This is a genomic window from Pseudomonas sp. LjRoot277 (assembly GCF_964253845.1).
Lineage (GTDB): Bacteria > Pseudomonadota > Gammaproteobacteria > Pseudomonadales > Pseudomonadaceae > Aquipseudomonas.
In genome coordinates this window covers 841,060-856,615 of record NZ_CAXURI020000001.1, presented here as the reverse complement: position 1 = coordinate 856,615, position 15,556 = coordinate 841,060, and the positions used below count along the sequence as shown (strand labels likewise).

General features: G+C 60.9%; 21 protein-coding genes. 8 read left to right on the top strand and 13 right to left on the bottom strand.

What is annotated here, in order from left to right; translation table 11 throughout:
- Nucleotides 1-4 precede the first annotated feature (4 nt).
- From ACSQ87_RS04115 to nrdR, 12 genes are all read right to left on the bottom strand, one after another.
- Complete coding sequence (locus ACSQ87_RS04115) at nucleotides 5-805, bottom strand: cobalamin-binding protein (protein WP_436273398.1); 801 nt, start codon at nucleotides 803-805, stop codon at nucleotides 5-7.
- Complete coding sequence (locus tag ACSQ87_RS04110; RefSeq protein ID WP_223432927.1) at nucleotides 805-1,224, bottom strand: MFS transporter; 420 nt, start codon at nucleotides 1,222-1,224, stop codon at nucleotides 805-807. Before ACSQ87_RS04110 ends, ACSQ87_RS04115 begins: the two co-directional genes overlap by 1 nt.
- Nucleotides 1,221-1,838: a GTP cyclohydrolase II gene (gene ribA, locus ACSQ87_RS04105; protein ID WP_033059420.1), complete on the bottom strand. Its 618-nt coding sequence runs from the start codon at nucleotides 1,836-1,838 to the stop codon at nucleotides 1,221-1,223. Before ribA ends, ACSQ87_RS04110 begins: the two co-directional genes overlap by 4 nt.
- A gap of 232 nt (nucleotides 1,839-2,070) precedes the next feature.
- The gene (locus ACSQ87_RS04100; RefSeq protein WP_223432926.1) at nucleotides 2,071-2,808 is read right to left on the bottom strand and encodes a substrate-binding periplasmic protein; all 738 of its coding nucleotides are present in this window, start codon (nucleotides 2,806-2,808) and stop codon (nucleotides 2,071-2,073) included.
- A 22-nt stretch (nucleotides 2,809-2,830) separates the two neighbouring features.
- Entirely contained in the window at nucleotides 2,831-3,334 is a 504-nt protein-coding gene (locus ACSQ87_RS04095) for a phosphatidylglycerophosphatase A family protein (RefSeq protein ID WP_003228639.1), read from the bottom strand.
- Nucleotides 3,331-4,296 (bottom strand): thiamine-phosphate kinase, encoded by a 966-nt coding sequence (thiL, locus tag ACSQ87_RS04090; protein ID WP_223432925.1) that lies wholly within the window; start codon nucleotides 4,294-4,296, stop codon nucleotides 3,331-3,333. The genes ACSQ87_RS04095 and thiL overlap by 4 nt, the downstream gene beginning before the upstream one ends.
- Nucleotides 4,297-4,317: 21 nt before the next feature.
- The gene (nusB, locus tag ACSQ87_RS04085) at nucleotides 4,318-4,818 is read right to left on the bottom strand and encodes a transcription antitermination factor NusB (RefSeq protein WP_008153530.1); all 501 of its coding nucleotides are present in this window, start codon (nucleotides 4,816-4,818) and stop codon (nucleotides 4,318-4,320) included.
- Nucleotides 4,815-5,291, bottom strand: coding sequence for a 6,7-dimethyl-8-ribityllumazine synthase (ribH, locus tag ACSQ87_RS04080; protein ID WP_003185938.1), 477 nt, complete (start codon nucleotides 5,289-5,291; stop codon nucleotides 4,815-4,817). Before ribH ends, nusB begins: the two co-directional genes overlap by 4 nt.
- A 91-nt stretch (nucleotides 5,292-5,382) precedes the next feature.
- Nucleotides 5,383-6,474 (bottom strand): bifunctional 3,4-dihydroxy-2-butanone-4-phosphate synthase/GTP cyclohydrolase II, encoded by a 1,092-nt coding sequence (gene ribBA, locus ACSQ87_RS04075; protein WP_033059428.1) that lies wholly within the window; start codon nucleotides 6,472-6,474, stop codon nucleotides 5,383-5,385.
- Nucleotides 6,475-6,490: 16 nt separating this feature from the next.
- Nucleotides 6,491-7,153 carry a riboflavin synthase gene (locus ACSQ87_RS04070; protein ID WP_008033746.1) on the bottom strand — a complete coding sequence of 221 codons (663 nt, stop codon included), beginning with the start codon at nucleotides 7,151-7,153 and terminating at the stop codon, nucleotides 6,491-6,493.
- Between the two features lie 46 nt (nucleotides 7,154-7,199).
- Nucleotides 7,200-8,333 carry a bifunctional diaminohydroxyphosphoribosylaminopyrimidine deaminase/5-amino-6-(5-phosphoribosylamino)uracil reductase RibD gene (gene ribD / locus ACSQ87_RS04065; protein ID WP_436273397.1) on the bottom strand — a complete coding sequence of 378 codons (1,134 nt, stop codon included), beginning with the start codon at nucleotides 8,331-8,333 and terminating at the stop codon, nucleotides 7,200-7,202.
- Nucleotides 8,330-8,794 (bottom strand): transcriptional regulator NrdR, encoded by a 465-nt coding sequence (gene nrdR / locus ACSQ87_RS04060; RefSeq protein ID WP_003228656.1) that lies wholly within the window; start codon nucleotides 8,792-8,794, stop codon nucleotides 8,330-8,332. The genes ribD and nrdR overlap by 4 nt, the downstream gene beginning before the upstream one ends.
- A gap of 128 nt (nucleotides 8,795-8,922) precedes the next feature.
- Here nrdR and ACSQ87_RS04055 point away from each other — a divergent pair, with 128 nt between their 5' ends.
- The 3 genes from ACSQ87_RS04055 (at nucleotide 8,923) to trxA (ending at nucleotide 11,095) form a co-directional block, all read left to right on the top strand.
- Nucleotides 8,923-9,387, top strand: a complete 465-nt coding sequence (locus ACSQ87_RS04055) for a YbaY family lipoprotein (RefSeq protein WP_223432922.1) — start codon at nucleotides 8,923-8,925, stop codon at nucleotides 9,385-9,387.
- Nucleotides 9,384-10,040 carry a class I SAM-dependent methyltransferase gene (locus tag ACSQ87_RS04050; RefSeq protein ID WP_436273396.1) on the top strand — a complete coding sequence of 219 codons (657 nt, stop codon included), beginning with the start codon at nucleotides 9,384-9,386 and terminating at the stop codon, nucleotides 10,038-10,040. The genes ACSQ87_RS04055 and ACSQ87_RS04050 overlap by 4 nt, the downstream gene beginning before the upstream one ends.
- Nucleotides 10,041-10,222: 182 nt before the next feature.
- Nucleotides 10,223-11,095 carry a thioredoxin gene (gene trxA / locus ACSQ87_RS04045; protein WP_056743673.1) on the top strand — a complete coding sequence of 291 codons (873 nt, stop codon included), beginning with the start codon at nucleotides 10,223-10,225 and terminating at the stop codon, nucleotides 11,093-11,095.
- Here trxA and ACSQ87_RS04040 read toward each other — a convergent pair.
- A complete protein-coding gene (locus ACSQ87_RS04040; RefSeq protein ID WP_436273395.1) occupies nucleotides 11,092-11,439 on the bottom strand; it encodes a hypothetical protein in 348 nt (115 codons plus the stop codon). The two genes, trxA and ACSQ87_RS04040, sit on opposite strands and share 4 nt — an antisense overlap.
- 135 nt (nucleotides 11,440-11,574) lie before the next feature.
- Between ACSQ87_RS04040 and ACSQ87_RS04035 the strand changes: the two genes are divergently transcribed.
- The 5 genes from ACSQ87_RS04035 to ACSQ87_RS04015 all read left to right on the top strand — a co-directional run bounded on the left by ACSQ87_RS04035 (nucleotide 11,575) and on the right by ACSQ87_RS04015 (nucleotide 15,507).
- Nucleotides 11,575-12,153: a DUF2796 domain-containing protein gene (locus tag ACSQ87_RS04035; RefSeq protein ID WP_223432918.1), complete on the top strand. Its 579-nt coding sequence runs from the start codon at nucleotides 11,575-11,577 to the stop codon at nucleotides 12,151-12,153.
- Between the two features lie 44 nt (nucleotides 12,154-12,197).
- The gene (locus ACSQ87_RS04030; RefSeq protein ID WP_436273394.1) at nucleotides 12,198-12,908 is read left to right on the top strand and encodes an ABC transporter ATP-binding protein; all 711 of its coding nucleotides are present in this window, start codon (nucleotides 12,198-12,200) and stop codon (nucleotides 12,906-12,908) included.
- Nucleotide 12,909: 1 nt separating this feature from the next.
- On the top strand, nucleotides 12,910-14,175 hold the full coding sequence (locus ACSQ87_RS04025) for an ABC transporter permease (RefSeq protein ID WP_436273393.1): 1,266 nt from the start codon (nucleotides 12,910-12,912) through the stop codon (nucleotides 14,173-14,175).
- 11 nt (nucleotides 14,176-14,186) lie between these two features.
- Nucleotides 14,187-14,705, top strand: coding sequence for a DUF3299 domain-containing protein (locus tag ACSQ87_RS04020; protein WP_223432917.1), 519 nt, complete (start codon nucleotides 14,187-14,189; stop codon nucleotides 14,703-14,705).
- Nucleotides 14,706-14,808: 103 nt separating this feature from the next.
- A complete protein-coding gene (locus ACSQ87_RS04015) occupies nucleotides 14,809-15,507 on the top strand; it encodes an OmpW/AlkL family protein (protein WP_436273392.1) in 699 nt (232 codons plus the stop codon).
- Nucleotides 15,508-15,556 lie beyond the last annotated feature (49 nt).

Sequence of the window (15,556 nt, the reverse complement as noted above, 5' to 3'; positions counted from 1 at the left end):
GCGATCAGCGTGAAGGCGCGATCAACTGGCACAACTTTGTGGTCGCTTCGATCATCTGCCCACTCGGCCGCTCCAAACCTTTATCTGTCACCAACAGCAATTGCCCCTGCGCCACCGCCGTCACCTGCGGCCAGGCTTTCCACGCATCGAGTTGCGCCTGATCGCTGGCCAGAATCACTTCTGGATTACGCTGCAACACCGCCTCAATACTGACCTGCGGCGCCGGCAACGCCAGGTCGGAAAACACATTGCGCGCCCCGCACACCTCAAGCGCATCGCTGATGATCTGCCCGCCGCCAACGGTGTACAGCGGCCGATCCCAGACCTGATAAAACACCCGCAATGGCACATCCCGACGATAACGCTGGCGTAGCGAATCCAGTCGCTGACGCAAATTTTCAGCCAATGAAACGCCTCGCTCCGGTCGGCCGAGCTGTGAGGCAATCGCCTCAATCTGCGCAGTGAGTTGATCGAGATTGTGGGGTTCGGCAACGTAGGTCGGGAGATTCAACCGCTTGAGCTGTTCACGCTGGGCCGGGCCAACGCTGCCGGGCCAGAGCAACAACAGATCGGGTTTGAGACTGAGCAGCTGCTCCATGTCCAACTGGCCGTAGCGACCCACCGAAGGAAGGTCTTTGAGCTCGTCAGGACGCTCACCGGCATCCAGCACACCCACCAGCAGGTCGGCTGAACCCAGCTCAACAACGATTTCAGAGAGAGACGGCGCGAGGCTGACAACGCGTTCGACCGCAGCCGCCGGGCCACTGACGGCCAGCAGCAAAACCGCCAGCCAGACGGGCCGCATCAGCCGAGTTGACGCGGAATACGGTAGAGGTAGAACAGCACCAGGGTCGACAGCGACAGCAGCATCAACGGCACGGCTTCGAGGCCGACGAATACTGCCAGCGCACCGATCCAGGCCGGCAGGCTGGCAGCCAGGAACGCCGTGCGACGCTTGGCCGCCAGGGCGATCCAGGCAGCTGGTTCTTCAGGGGTGTCGAGGGCTTTTTGAGTGGCGATCAGCGCGTGTTTGTAGCCGCCAAAGAATTTCAGGCTGACAAACATCGACGCCACACCCGCGATGAACAACGGCATCGCCAGCACCGGCAGGATCGCCTCGCTCTGGCCAAATACGCCGTTGATCACGAACAGCGGCACCAAGGCCAGCGCCAGGTATTGCCACCAATTGACGGACAGTCGCCGCCGAACCTGACCGCGGGTCACGCCCGGTCTGCCTCACCCTGGTGCTCGTTGCCCATCATGTGGTCGAGCTTGCTGGCCTTGGTGGCCAGGTAGAGTTTGTTATGCGGGTTATGGCCGGTGTGCAGCGGCACGCGCTCGGCGACCACGATGCCCATGTCGGTCAAGGCTTTGACCTTGCGTGGGTTGTTGGTCATCAGACGCAGGGACTTCACGCCCAGGTGCTCCAGCATCGGCAGGCACATGGCGTAGTCACGCTGATCGGCGGCAAAGCCCAGACGCTCGTTGGCTTCAACGGTATCGGCGCCGCCATCCTGCAATTCATAGGCGCGGATCTTGTTCAGCAGGCCAATGCCGCGACCTTCCTGACGCAAGTACAGCAACACGCCACGACCCTCACGGGCGATGGCCTGCAAGGCTGCTTCAAGTTGCGAGCCGCAATCGCAACGCTGGCTGAACAAGGCATCGCCAGTCAGGCATTCGGAGTGCAACCGGCCGAGTACCGGGGCACCGTCGACGAACTCACCCAGGCTCAGCACAACGTGCTCGCGCCCGTTTTCTTCATCGAGAAAGCCGTGCATGGTGAATTGCGCAAAAGGCGTTGGCAGCTTGGAAGCGGCGACAAAAACGACAGGCACCGGTGTGCTCCTGATCAATAAGTACTGGAGATTCGCAGACGCGGCATTGTAACAGCACGTTCCGACAGACGCTTAGGCTGAATTATGGGGCATAACAATCAAAAAGTTAGATATCGGCCCTGCCGTCGACCGTGTGGGAGCGGGCTTGCTCGCGAATGCGGTATGTCAGCCGGCATGAATGTTAACTGATACACCGCATTCGCGAGCAAGCCCGCTCCCACATTGACCGTGTTCAGTTTGAGTCGAACGGATAGGGTTGTTTCCAGCGCTCGAAGATCGGTTTCAGCTGACCGCTTTTCACCAATTGCTCCATACGCTGATCGAACAGGGCCATCAGCGTTCGGGCCTTGGGGGTCTTGGCAAAGCACAGATACAGCGGTAATTCAGCGATGTGGGTACGACGGAACTGCGACGGATCCTTGGCCCACCTGAGGACATAGTCGACCTCGGTCAGCGCGTCGATGTAATAGTCGGCGCGGTTGCGGGTCAACATCGACAAAATCCCGGTACGCCGCATGACTTCGTTATAGCGGCGTACGTTGGGCAGGTAATCCTGAAAGTCGTAGCCACGGACCCAGGCCAGTCGATAGTTGCCCAGGGTTTCCGGGGTCGGTGCGGGGTTGCTGGCCAGGCCCAAGGCATAGATGTGATCGGTATCGAAGTTCCAGCGCGGATAGAGCAGATCGCTGGACCCATCAAGATAGGAGCCGACACAGGCATCCACTTCGCCGCGCTGGGCCAGGCCCATGGAACGCACGTACGGTTCGCTGCGGATGTCCAGTTTGACCCCCGCCGGCTCGAAGACTTCCCGCAATACATCCCAGCCCAAACCGTGGCCATCGGCGGCGGTGTAGTCTTCCCAGTCTTCGCTGGCCAGATGAATCACCGACGGCGTCGTGCCCTCGTCACTCGCCTGGGTGAGTGAGCAAAACATCGCGAAAATCATCACAGCCAACCAGCGTCGAGCCATCCCTAGTCCCCAGTTTCGCCCGTCAGGCAAAAATCCATACCAGTCCCTGCATCGCCAACCACGCAAACACCCCGGCCAATACGTCATCGAGCATGATCCCGACGCCGCCATGCACATGCCGGTCGATCCAGCGAATCGGCCACGGCTTGAGGATGTCGAAGAAGCGGAACATCAGAAACCCCGCCAGCAACCAGTACCAACCTTCCGGCACCAGCCATAAGGTGATCCACATCCCGACCATTTCGTCCCAGACGATGCCTTCATGGTCGTGCACCCGCAAATCGTCGGCGACCTTGCCGCACAGCCAGAAGCCAAACAGCATGGTGATGCCGAGCATCAACCAGTAACCCCAATCGGGCAGCATCTGCCACAACGGGATAAAGGGTAGCGCAACCAACGAACCCCAGGTGCCCGGTGCTTTTGGCAAGGTGCCCGAGCCGAAGCCGAACGCCAGGAAATGCCACGGATTGCGCCAGACCGAAGGCGGTACGAATTCCGCCGGGACCTGTTTGGGATGATCTGTCACGGTGTCTCCCGAAAATGTTGATAGCCCCGGGTTTGCGGGGTGATGTCTTGTCCATCGGCGTCCAGCAGCACCACGCCCTGCCCCGTCACAACACGGCCGACCACATGGATCGGCCAGCCGTCGCTCAACAATTGCGGCAACTCGACGGACGGCAAGGTAAAGGCCAACACGTAATCATCACCACCGCTCAGGGCCGCTTTTTCGGCACCCGACTGGCCGAGGAAGGCGACTAAAGCTTTCGACAATGGCAGCGTGTCCCGTTCAACCTGAATGCCGACCTGTGACGCGAGGGCAATATGCCCGCAGTCCGCGAGCAGGCCGTCGGAGATGTCCAGCGCCGAGGTGGCTTTACCGCGCAGCGCCATTCCCAACCCAAGCTGCGGCTGCGGCGACCAGTAATGTGCCAGCAGCGGATCGGCGATGGCGGCTTCAGCCGTCCGCTGACCGAGCACCAGCGGTAATGCCCCCGCCGCGTTGCCAAGTTCACCGCCAACGCACAGCAAGTCGCCTGGCTGCGCACCGCTGCGGGTCAACGCCAAACCTGCCGGCACACGACCGAACACGGTCATTGTCAGGCTCAATGGTCCACGGGTGGTATCACCGCCCACCAGCGCCACACCACAGCGCTGCGCCATGATGTTCAAACCACGGGCGTAGGCGTCCAGCCAATCGGCGGTCACCGTCGGCAAGGTCAGGGCAAGGGTAAAGGCAACGGGAGTGGCGCCCATGGCAGCCAGATCGCTGACGGCCACGGCCAGCGAGCGCTGACCAAGCAGAAACGGGTCGCAAGGATCTGCGAAATGCACACCGGCAACCAGCGTGTCGGTGGAAATGGCCAACTGCTCCCCGGGGGGAACAGCCAGCAAGGCGCAGTCATCGCCAATCCCAAGGGCAACGCCTTCGCCGCCTTGCGCACAGGGCGCGGCGGCGAAGAAATTGCGGATCAGCTCAAACTCGCCCATTGGCAGCAACTCAAGCGCCGATTAGCGCTTGAACGCCTTCACTTCAGCTTCACGCAGACGCGGGGCCAGCTTGTCGAGTACACCGTTGACGAACTTGTGGCCGTCGGTGGAACCAAAGACTTTCGCCAGCTCGATACCTTCGTTGATCACAACGCGGTACGGCACGTCGACGCGCTTGAGCAGTTCCCAGGTCGACAGGCGCAGGACGGCCAGTTCAACCGGGTCCAGCTCTTCGATCGTGATGTCCAGGCACGGCGTCAGTGCAGCGTCGATCTCAGGCTTGTGAGCCGGAACGCCGTGCAGGATGTCGTGAAAGTAAGCGGCATCGACATCGCTGAAATCGTTATCGACCCGGAACTGCGCTTCGATCTCGTTCAAAGATTGCTTGGCCATGTGCCACTGGTACAGCGCCTGAGTCGCGAGCTGACGGGCTTCGCGACGCTTGACGCTTTTCGATGGCTTGCCGGCATCCGCAGGCTTTGGATCGCGCGGGTTGAAACGATCGCTTTCGTCGCTAATCACTTGGCCTCCAACTGCGCCAGCAGGCTGACCATTTCCAGAGCGGACAGGGCAGCTTCAGCACCTTTGTTACCGGCCTTGGTGCCGGAACGTTCGATGGCTTGCTCGATGGAATCAACGGTCAGCACGCCAAATGCGACTGGAACGCCGAACTCCATGGACACCTGGGCCAGGCCCTTGGTGCATTCGCCAGCCACGTATTCGAAGTGCGGAGTACCGCCACGAATGACCGCGCCCAGGGCGATGATTGCCGCGTATTCGCCCTTCTGAGCGACTTTCTGCGCAACCAGCGGGATTTCGAAGGCGCCAGGTGCGCGGATGATGGTGATGTCGCTTTCGCTCACGCCGTGGCGAACCAGGGCATCAACTGCACCGCTGACCAGGCTTTCAACGACGAAGCTGTTGAAACGGCCTACTACCAAAGCGTAGCGGCCTTTAGGGGCGATGAAGGTACCTTCGATGGTCTTCAGGGTCATTCGTTAGATCTCTTAAAGAGCCGGGACGCGTTTTCTACGCGTCCCTCAGTGATGTGTTAACCGCGAATCAAGGACTGGAAACAACCGGTCATTATTCGGAGGGCACGTATTCTACAACTTCCAGATCGAAACCGGATATCGCATTAAATTTCATTGGTGCACTCATCAGGCGCATTTTGCGTACGCCCAGGTCCCGAAGGATCTGCGAACCGGCACCCACGATGCTGTAGGTGGTCGGTTTTTTCGCCGGTACGTGCTCCGCGGTTTCGCGGATGTGCGCCAGCAACACGTCACCATCGAGCGGGTGACCGAGCAACAGCACGACACCGCTGCCAGCCTCGGCAACCGCGGCCATCGCGGCGCGCAGGCTCCAGCGGCCAGGCTGCTTGACCATCAACAGGTCACGCAGCGGGTCCATGTTGTGCACCCGAACCAGGGTCGGCTCTTCGGCGCACACGGTGCCCAAAGTCAGGGCCATGTGCACGTCGCCTTCCACGGAATCACGATAGGTCACCAGGTTGAATTGGCCCAGTTCGCTGTCCAGCGGCTGCTCGGCAATCCGCTGAACGGTACGTTCGTGGATCATCCGGTAGTGAATCAGGTCGGCGATGGTGCCGATCTTGATGTTGTGTTCGGCAGCAAACGCTTCCAGTTCCGCGCGGCGGGACATGGTGCCGTCGTCGTTCATCACTTCGCAGATCACGCCGCTCGGCTCGAAACCGGCCATGCGCGCCAGGTCGCACGCCGCTTCGGTGTGGCCGGCGCGAGCCAGCGTTCCGCCGGCCTGAGCCATTAGCGGGAAGATGTGGCCGGGGCTGACGATGTCTTCAGCCTTGGCGTCTTTCGCGGCAGCGGCCTGCACGGTACGCGCACGGTCGGCGGCGGAAATGCCGGTGGTCACGCCGGTGGCCGCTTCGATGGACACGGTGAACTTGGTGCCGAAGCCGGAACCGTTGCGCGGCGCCATCAAGGGCAACTTCAGCAGTTCGCAGCGCTCGCGGCTCATCGGCATGCAGATCAGGCCACGGGCGTGCTTGGCCATGAAGTTGATGTGTTCAGGCTGGCAGCACTCGGCGGCCATGATCAGGTCGCCTTCGTTCTCGCGATCTTCGTCATCCATGAGGATGACCATCTTGCCTTGGCGGATGTCTTCAACCAGTTCTTCGATGCTATTGAGCGCCACAAGGCACCCCCTTGGGTCAGGATTTGAGGTAGCCGTTGGCGGCCAGAAAGCTTTCGGTGATGTTACTGGAGGTTGGCTCTGCGGCTTTATCGCCTAAAAGCAGGCGTTCCAGATAACGTGCCAGCAAGTCAACTTCAAGATTCACCCGGCGACCTGGCTGGTAAGACGCCATGATGGTTTCGCTCAGGGTGTGCGGAATGATCGTCAGCAAGAACTCGGCGCCATCGACCGCGTTCACGGTCAGGCTGGTGCCGTCGACGGTGATCGAGCCTTTATGGGCGATGTACTTGGCCAGCTCTTTGGGAGCGCGGATGCGGAACTCCACCGCGCGAGCATTCTCGGTACGGGCAACCACTTCGCCCACGCCATCGACGTGCCCGCTGACCAGATGCCCACCGAGGCGAGTGGTCGGGGTCAGGGCTTTTTCCAGGTTTACCGGGCTGCCGCTTTTCAGATCATTCATGGCGGTGCAGTCGAGGGTTTCGCGGCTGACGTCCGCCGCAAAGCCGTTGCCTGGCAACTCAACCGCGGTCAGGCACACGCCGTTGACTGCAATGCTGTCGCCCAGTTTGACGTCGCTCAGATCGAGCTTGCCGGTTTCTACGTGTACCCGCACATCTCCGCCTTTTGGGGTCAATGCACGAATACTGCCGATGGATTCGATGATGCCGGTAAACATGGAGTCCTCCTCGAGAACAGGGCCGTCGCGTGGCGCAGGCCCGGAATTATACGCTTGCCGCTGGCGAAGGAATGGCGATGACTCGCCAGTCATCGCCAACCGCGCGAATTTCGGTGATTTTGAGTTCAGGCGCATCCTTCATTTGCGCGAGCGGCCAATCCAGCAACGGACGCGCAGACGAACCTAAAAACTTGCCGGCGATGAAAATCTGGAATTCGTCGACCAGCCCTTGCTGAGCGAAAGCCCCGGCCAGACGCGGGCCCGCTTCGACCAGTACTTCGTTGACCCCACGGGCGGCCAGTTCGACCAGCAGTTTACGTAGGTCGACCAAGCCATCCTCGCCCGCCACGATCAGGCACTCTGGGCCATTGGCGTATTGCTCCTCGATCGCCATGCACGTGGCGACCAATGCAGGCCCGGCCTTGAAGAACGGTGCATCCAGCGGCACGCGCAGGCGGCCGTCGATCAACACACGCAGCGGCGGACGGCTCATGGCCAGGGCCGTTTGCTCAGGATCCAGGCCCAGCTCATCAGCACGCACAGTGAGACGGGCATTGTCCGCCAGCACCGTGTCGGCGCCGGTCAATACTACGCTGGCCTGAGCGCGCAGGCGTTGTACCGCCGAACGCGCCGCCGGACCGGTGATCCATTGGCTTTCACCGCTTTCCATAGCCGTACGGCCATCGAGGCTCATGGCCAACTTGACCCGCACGAACGGCAAGCCGTACTCCATGCGCTTGAGGAAACCTTCATTAAGCTTGCGCGCTTCGCCTTCCAGTACGCCGCTTTCCGTAGCGATGCCGGCCTGGGCCAGGCGCTGCATGCCACGACCTGCAACCGATGGGTTGGGGTCTTGCATCGCCGCGACGACCCGAGCCACACCCGCATGTACCAGCGCATCGGCACAAGGTGGCGTACGTCCGTGGTGGCTGCAAGGTTCGAGGGTCACGTAAGCGGTGGCGCCTCGAGCTTTATCGCCGGCGGCGCGCAGGGCGTGGACTTCGGCGTGGGGTTCGCCGGTGCGCACGTGCCAGCCTTCGCCGACAATCTGCCCGTCCCGCACGATCACGCAGCCTACCCGAGGGTTGGGGTGTGTCGTGTAATGACCTTTGCGCGCCAGTTCCAGGGCACGAGCCATGTAATGGGCGTCGAGGATGGCTTGTTCGGCGGAGGTGGTCATTCTTTCACCGGCTCACGGGCCAGGCGATCGATCTCTTCGCGGAACTCGTTGAGGTCCTGGAAGCGCCGATACACGGAGGCGAAACGAATGTAGGCGACTTCGTCGAGCTTTTGCAGCTCGGCCATCACCAGTTCACCGACGACAAGGGATTTAACCTCTCGCTCACCGGTGGCGCGCAGTTTGTGTTTGATGTGCACCAACGACGATTCCAGACGCTCGACACTCACCGGGCGCTTCTCGAGCGCACGCTGCATGCCGGCGCGGAGTTTTTCTTCGTCGAACGGCTGGCGGCTGCCGTCGGTTTTGATCAGGCGCGGCAACACCAGTTCGGCCGTCTCGAACGTCGTGAAACGCTCGCCGCAGGCCAGGCATTCACGCCGGCGGCGTACCTGTTCGCCCTCGGCGACCAGACGCGAGTCGATGACCTTGGTGTCGTTGGCACCGCAGAAGGGACAGTGCATGGTGGCAGGCAACAAAAAAAGGGAGGGCCATGGTAGCGCATCCCCGTGGCAAGACAAGCCATAGGGTTTGCGGTATACAGACGGGCTATAGAGCTAGATCCATGGATTTCACCTTGCTGGAGCCGAAAATGTCCCTAAGACCGCTCGTTTTGCTCAGTCTTTTCAGCCTGCTGGTGGCCTGCAGCAGCGATGCGCCCAAGCCCCAGCCGCCGACGCCAGGCCCCGCGCCACAGCAGGCACAGAAGAAAGCCAAGGAATCGGCCAACCTCGGCCCGCTGCCCGCGTATCAGCGTGAATTGAGCGGCACCTTGCAAGGCGTGCCGGCCGGTGCCGAAGTCGAACTGGCGCTGCTGGTGATCGACGACAAGGACCGCCCGCAACAATTGCTGGCCAGTTCCAGCCTGATCGGCACCAATCAGATTTTGCCGTTTCACCTGCGTTTCAACCCGGAATCGTTCCCGGTCGGCGCCCGCGTTGAACTGCGTGGCCGCGCCAGCCAGTCCGGCCAGCTGATTTTGCATCTGCCGTCGCAGGTCATCAGCCAGCCAACGACGCAAGCGCTGGGTCAGCTGCAATTCGTCAAAGCGCCATGATTGCACCGCTCGACCTTCAACAAGCGCTGGGTGAGTTGCTCGGCGACGCACAACTGGTTGCCTGTGAATTGCCGGACACCGATCTGAAGCTTTGGCTGATCGACGGCGAGAACATGGACCGCGCGTTCAGCCCGGAAGAAACCCGGCGGATTCTGCATGAGCCGCCTTATTGGAGTTTCTGCTGGGCCAGTGGTCTGGCGGTCGCCCGCTATCTCGCCGAATTCCCTGAGTGGGTCAAAGGCAAACGGGTGCTGGATTTCGGAGCCGGTTCCGGGGTGGCGGGGATCGCAGCAGTCAGGGCCGGAGCGCTGGAAGTGATGGCCTGTGACCTCGACCCGCTGGCGATTGCCGCCTGTCGGGCGAATGCCGAACTCAATGACGTACACCTCAACTACTCAACGGACTTTTTCGCCGAGTCGGATCGGTTTGATCTGATTCTGGTGGCCGACGTGCTGTACGACCGGGCGAATCTGCCGTTGCTCGATGAATTCTTGAGTCGCGGCCAGGAAGCGTTGGTGGCGGATTCCCGAGTGAGGGATTTCAGGCACCCGCTTTATCAACGTATCGAGATGCTGGAAGCGATGACCTTGCCCGATCTGGCCGAGCCCGAAGAGTTTCGGCATGTGAGCCTCTACCACGCGCGGCGCGGCTAAAAGCTTCGCGAGCAAGCCCGGTCCCACAGTTGACCGCATTCCCCTGTGGGAGCGGGCTTGCTCCGGGCGGCGTTCCGACGAAGGCGCCCTGTCAGCCAACACATCTCCAACGACCACACCGCTTCCGGCCAGCCCCCACCAAGTCGTATAGTTGCCCCATTCACGCTTTTACGAGATCCCCCATGAGTCAGGAAACGCCGTACATCTTCGACGCCACGACTGCCGATTTCGAGCAGTCGGTGATCGAGAACTCTTTCCACAAACCGGTGCTGGTGGATTTCTGGGCCGAATGGTGTGCGCCGTGCAAGGCCTTGATGCCGATGCTGCAAACCATCGCCGAGAGCTATCAGGGCGAGTTGCTGCTGGCCAAGGTCAACTGCGACGTCGAGCCGGACATCGTTTCGCGCTTCGGCATTCGCAGCCTGCCGACGGTGGTGCTGTTCAAGGACGGTCAGCCGGTGGATGGCTTTGCCGGTGCACAGCCGGAATCTGCGGTGCGCGCAATGCTCGAACCTCACGTGCAAATGCCGCCACCGGCTGCTGCCGATCCGTTTGAGCAAGCTCAGGCGTTGTTCGATGACAACCGCTTTGCCGACGCCGAAGCCACACTGAAAGTGCTGCTGGGCGAAGACAACACCAACGCAAAAGCCCTGATCCTCTACGCCCGTTGCCTCACTGAACGTGGCGAGCTGGGTGAAGCGCAAATCGTGCTCGATGCGGTCACGAGCGATGAGCACAAAGCTGCCTTGGCCGGCGCCAAGGCGCAGATCCAGTTCCTCGGCCAGGCCAAGGATTTGCCGGATGCGGCAGACCTGAAAGCGCGTCTGGCGAAAAATCCGCAGGACGATGAAGCGGTTTATCAACTGGCGATCCAGCAACTGGCCCGCCAACAGTACGACGCGGCGCTGGATGCGTTGCTCAAGCTGTTCGTGCGCAATCGCAGCTACAGCGAAGGTTTGCCGCACAAGACCTTGCTGCAGGTGTTCGAACTGCTGGGCAACGATCACCCGCTGGTGACCACGTACCGCCGCAAGTTGTTTGCTGCGCTGTATTAACCTGCGTTGATCCAGCTGTAGAGCGGCGTATCCCCGCCGCTCGTCACTTTCACATCAGAGTTGTGGCGCAAACGCACCAGCAACCGCTTGCCCGACGCCGCGCTGCCGGTCAATCCTTCCAACTGATCCAGCAAATCCGGCCCGCTCAATTGCCCGGCCTTGCGCAGTAAATCCTTGGCGATCTGCCACAGCGCATCATCCTGATTGATCGGTTTTGCCGGCGCTGCACTGGCCTCCGGTTTCACCACCTGCAACTGCGCACCGAGCCGTGCCCAGTCGCCGTCATCCATCTCCAGCGTCAAATCCACCGGCCAGTCGCCGATGCTTCCGCGTATACGCAACATAAGTCTGCTCCTGCACATTTCTGACTTGCATGCTCCCATGGGACTTGTGCAACGCCAAGCAGGCGGTCAAACTCTCGCCACTTACGTTATAAGATTACATAACAAATTCTTCATTTTACTTTTCGGAGACCTTCCATGCGCCGTCTGCTTCTCGCTCTGCCGTTTGCCCTGTTGCCGCTGGCCGTCGCCCACGCTGGCGATGAACATGATCATGAGCACGGCAGCCTCAGTGCCCACGAACATGGTGTCGGACGCCTGAACGCAGCGCTGGACGGTCAGACTCTGGAGCTGGAGCTGGAAAGCCCGGCGATGAACCTGGTGGGTTTCGAACACACCGCCACCACCGACGCCGACAAAGCCAAAGTCGCCGCGGTTCGTGCGCAGCTAGAGAAACCGCTGGTGCTGTTCAACCTGCCGAAAGCCGCTGGCTGCGTGGTTGCGACTCAGGAACTGGAAAGTCCGCTGTTCGGCGACAAACCCGATGCCGATGATGATCACGACGAGGAAGGCAAGGACGAGCATCACCACGACCACAGCGAAATCCACGCTCATTATCAATTCAGCTGCTCGGCACCGGGCGCGCTGAAAACCCTGGACCTGGCGAACATCTTCAACACCTTCCCGGCGACCCAGAAGATTCAGGTACAACTGATCAGCCCGAGCGGGCAGCAAGGGGTTGAAGTGACGGCCAAGGCTGCCGCCCTGAAATTCTAAATTCACCCCGATCCCCTGGCATCAACATTCATGAAACCGGTTAAATGACCCAAGCACTCATCGAACTGTCCGACCTCGGCTTCAGCTGGCCCGGTCACCCGCCGCTGCTGGATATCCCGGCGTTTCGCCTTATGCCTGGCGAAACCCTGTTCCTCAAAGGCCCCAGCGGCAGCGGCAAAACCACCCTGCTGGGCCTGCTCGGTGGTGTGCAGAAGCCCGATCGCGGCAGCATCCGATTGCTGGGCCAGGCGCTGACCGAACTCTCGGCCGGCGCTCGCGACCGCTTCCGGGTCGATCACACCGGCTACATCTTCCAGCAGTTCAACTTGCTGCCATTTCTCTCGGTGCGCGAGAACGTCGAGTTGCCCTGCCACTTTTCCAAACTGCGTGCTCAACGGGCGATCCAGCGCCACGGCAGCGTCGATCAAGCGGCGGCCACCCTCCTCGCCCACTTGGGCCTGAAGGATGAAAGCATCCTCAGTCGCCGCGCCGATTCGCTGTCCATCGGCCAGCAGCAACGGGTCGCCGCTGCGCGCGCGTTGATCGGTCAGCCTGAATTGGTGATCGCCGACGAACCGACCTCGGCCCTGGATTACGACGCCCGCGAGAACTTCATCCGCTTGCTGTTCGCCGAATGCCGCGAAGCCGGGTCGAGCCTGCTGTTCGTCAGCCATGACCAGAGCCTGGCACCGCTGTTCGATCGCCACTTGTCGCTGGCCGATCTCAATCGCGCCGCCACCCCGTCCGAGGTCTGAGATGTATTTGTTTCGTCTAGCCATGGCCAGCCTGGCTAACCGCCGCTTCACCGCGATCCTCACCGCGTTCGCCATTGCCCTGTCGGTCTGCCTGTTGTTGGCCGTGGAACGGGTGCGCACCGAAGCCAAGGCCAGTTTCGCCAGCACCATCAGCGGCACCGACCTGATCGTCGGCGCGCGTTCCGGCTCGGTGAACCTGTTGCTGTACTCGGTGTTCCGCATTGGCAATGCCACCAATAACATCCGCTGGGACAGCTTCGAACACTTCGCCAACAACCCGAAAGTGAAGTGGGCAATCCCGATGTCCCTCGGCGACTCCCATCGCGGTTATCGGGTGATGGGCACCACCGAGGCGTACTTCGAGCATTACCAATACGGTCATCAACAACACATGGAACTGGCCGACGGCCGCGCCTTCGCCACTGACCCGTTTGAAGTGGTACTCGGTGCCGAAGTGGCCGATGCGCTGCACTACAAACTCGGCGACAAACTGGTTCTGTCCCACGGCGTGGCAGTGATCAGCCTGGTCAAGCACGACGACAAGCCGTTCACCGTGGTCGGTATTCTCAAACGCACCGGCACCCCGGTGGACCGCACGTTGCACATCAGCCTCGGCGGCATGGAAGCGATTCACATCGACTGGCATAACGGTGTGCCGGCGCGCGGTAACGGTCGAATCAGTGCCGATCAGGCACGCAACATGGACCTGACGCCGCAAGCGATCACCGCGTTCATGCTCGGCCTCAACAGCAAGATTTCTACCTTCGCGCTACAGCGTGAGATCAATGAATTTCTGGGTGAACCGATGCTGGCGATCCTGCCGGGCGTGGCGCTGCAAGAGCTGTGGAGTTTGATGAGCACGGCGGAAAAAGCCTTGTTCGTGGTGTCGCTGTTCGTGGTGCTGACCGGGTTGATCGGCATGCTCACGGCGATCCTCACCAGTCTCAACGAACGCCGCCGGGAGATGGCGATTCTGCGTTCGGTGGGTGCCCGGCCGTGGCACATCGCGACGTTGCTGGTGCTGGAGGCGTTTGCCCTGGCGCTGTCGGGCGTGATTGCCGGGGTGGGTCTTTTGTATGTGGGCATCGCCTTGGCCCAAGGTTATGTGCAATCCAATTACGGCTTGTACCTGCCGCTGGCCTGGCCGAGCGAATATGAATGGACGCTGCTCGGTGGCATCCTGATCGCCGCATTGCTGATGGGCAGCGTGCCGGCCTGGCGCGCGTACCGCCAATCCCTGGCCGATGGCCTGTCGATCCGTTTATGAGGACGTTGAACATGCCCCGCGCTGCGCTTGTGCTGTTGATGCTGGTCGCCTTGCCCCTGTGGGCGGCCGAGCCGAAAGACCTGACCTGGTCGGAAATGATCCCGCCAGACGCCGCACCAGAAGTGCCGAACATGACGCCGCTGCACGACCTGTCGCAGATGGGCAACGCGTTGGCCGCCGAATCGGCACCCGCGGCCAAGCAAGACATGCCCAATGCGCCGGTGGTGAAAAGCCTCGACGGTCAGAACATTCGGCTGCCGGGCTACATCGTGCCGCTGGAAGTGAGTGAAGAAGGTCGCACCACGGAGTTTCTGCTGGTGCCTTATTTCGGCGCCTGCATCCACGTGCCGCCACCGCCGTCGAACCAGATCGTGCACGTCAAAAGTGAGGTGGGTGTGAAGCTCGACGAGTTGTATCAGCCGTACTGGATCGAAGGGGCATTGCAGGTTAAAGCGTCGACCAGCGAGTTGGCGGATGCCGGGTATCAGATGCAGGCAGACAAGATTTACGTGTATGAGCTGCCGGAGTGACTGACGTCCCCATCACTGTTTCATTGAGCTGAGTCAAAAGACCGTACCAGACGCCTCCGTACCATTGGACATCGAACATTTTTAACGTCCTTTGGAGCCCTCCATGCACAAGTCCATGCTCTGCGTTTCGCTGTTTGCCCTCGCGCTCGCAGCACCGCTAGCCTACGCCCACGAAGCCGGCGATATCATCGTTCGTGCCGGTGCAATCACCGTCAACCCGAAAGCCGACAGCTCCAGCGTCAAGGTTGATCAGGGTCCGCTGAAGGGTGCCGATCTGGGCGGCAAGGCCACCATGAGCAGCGACACGCAACTGGGTTTGAACTTCGCTTACATGCTCAACAGCCACTGGGGGATCGAGCTGCTGGCGGCCTCGCCGTTCGAGCATGACGTGAAGCTCAAAGGCACCGCCCTCGGCGCGGCCAACGGCAAACTCGGTACGCTGAAACACCTGCCACCGACGCTGAGCGTTGTGTACTACCCACTGGACTCGAAGTCCGCGTTCCAGCCGTATGTCGGCGCCGGTATCAACTACACCTGGATCTACGACGAGCACGTTGGCAGCGAAGCCAGCGCCAACGGCTTCAGCAACTTCAAGGCGGATAACTCCTGGGGCATGGCGTTCCAGGTCGGCGCCGACTACATGCTGACCGACAACATCATGATCAACGCCCAGGTGCGCTACATCGACATCGACACCACCGCGACGGTGCAAAATAACGCAGTGGCGCCGGGCACTCGCGCCAAAGTCGATGTGGACGTAGACCCGTTCATCTACATGGTTGGTCTGGGTTACAAGTTCTAAAACTGCCACACAAAAAAGGCGCCTCGAAAGGCGCCTTTTTCATGACGGC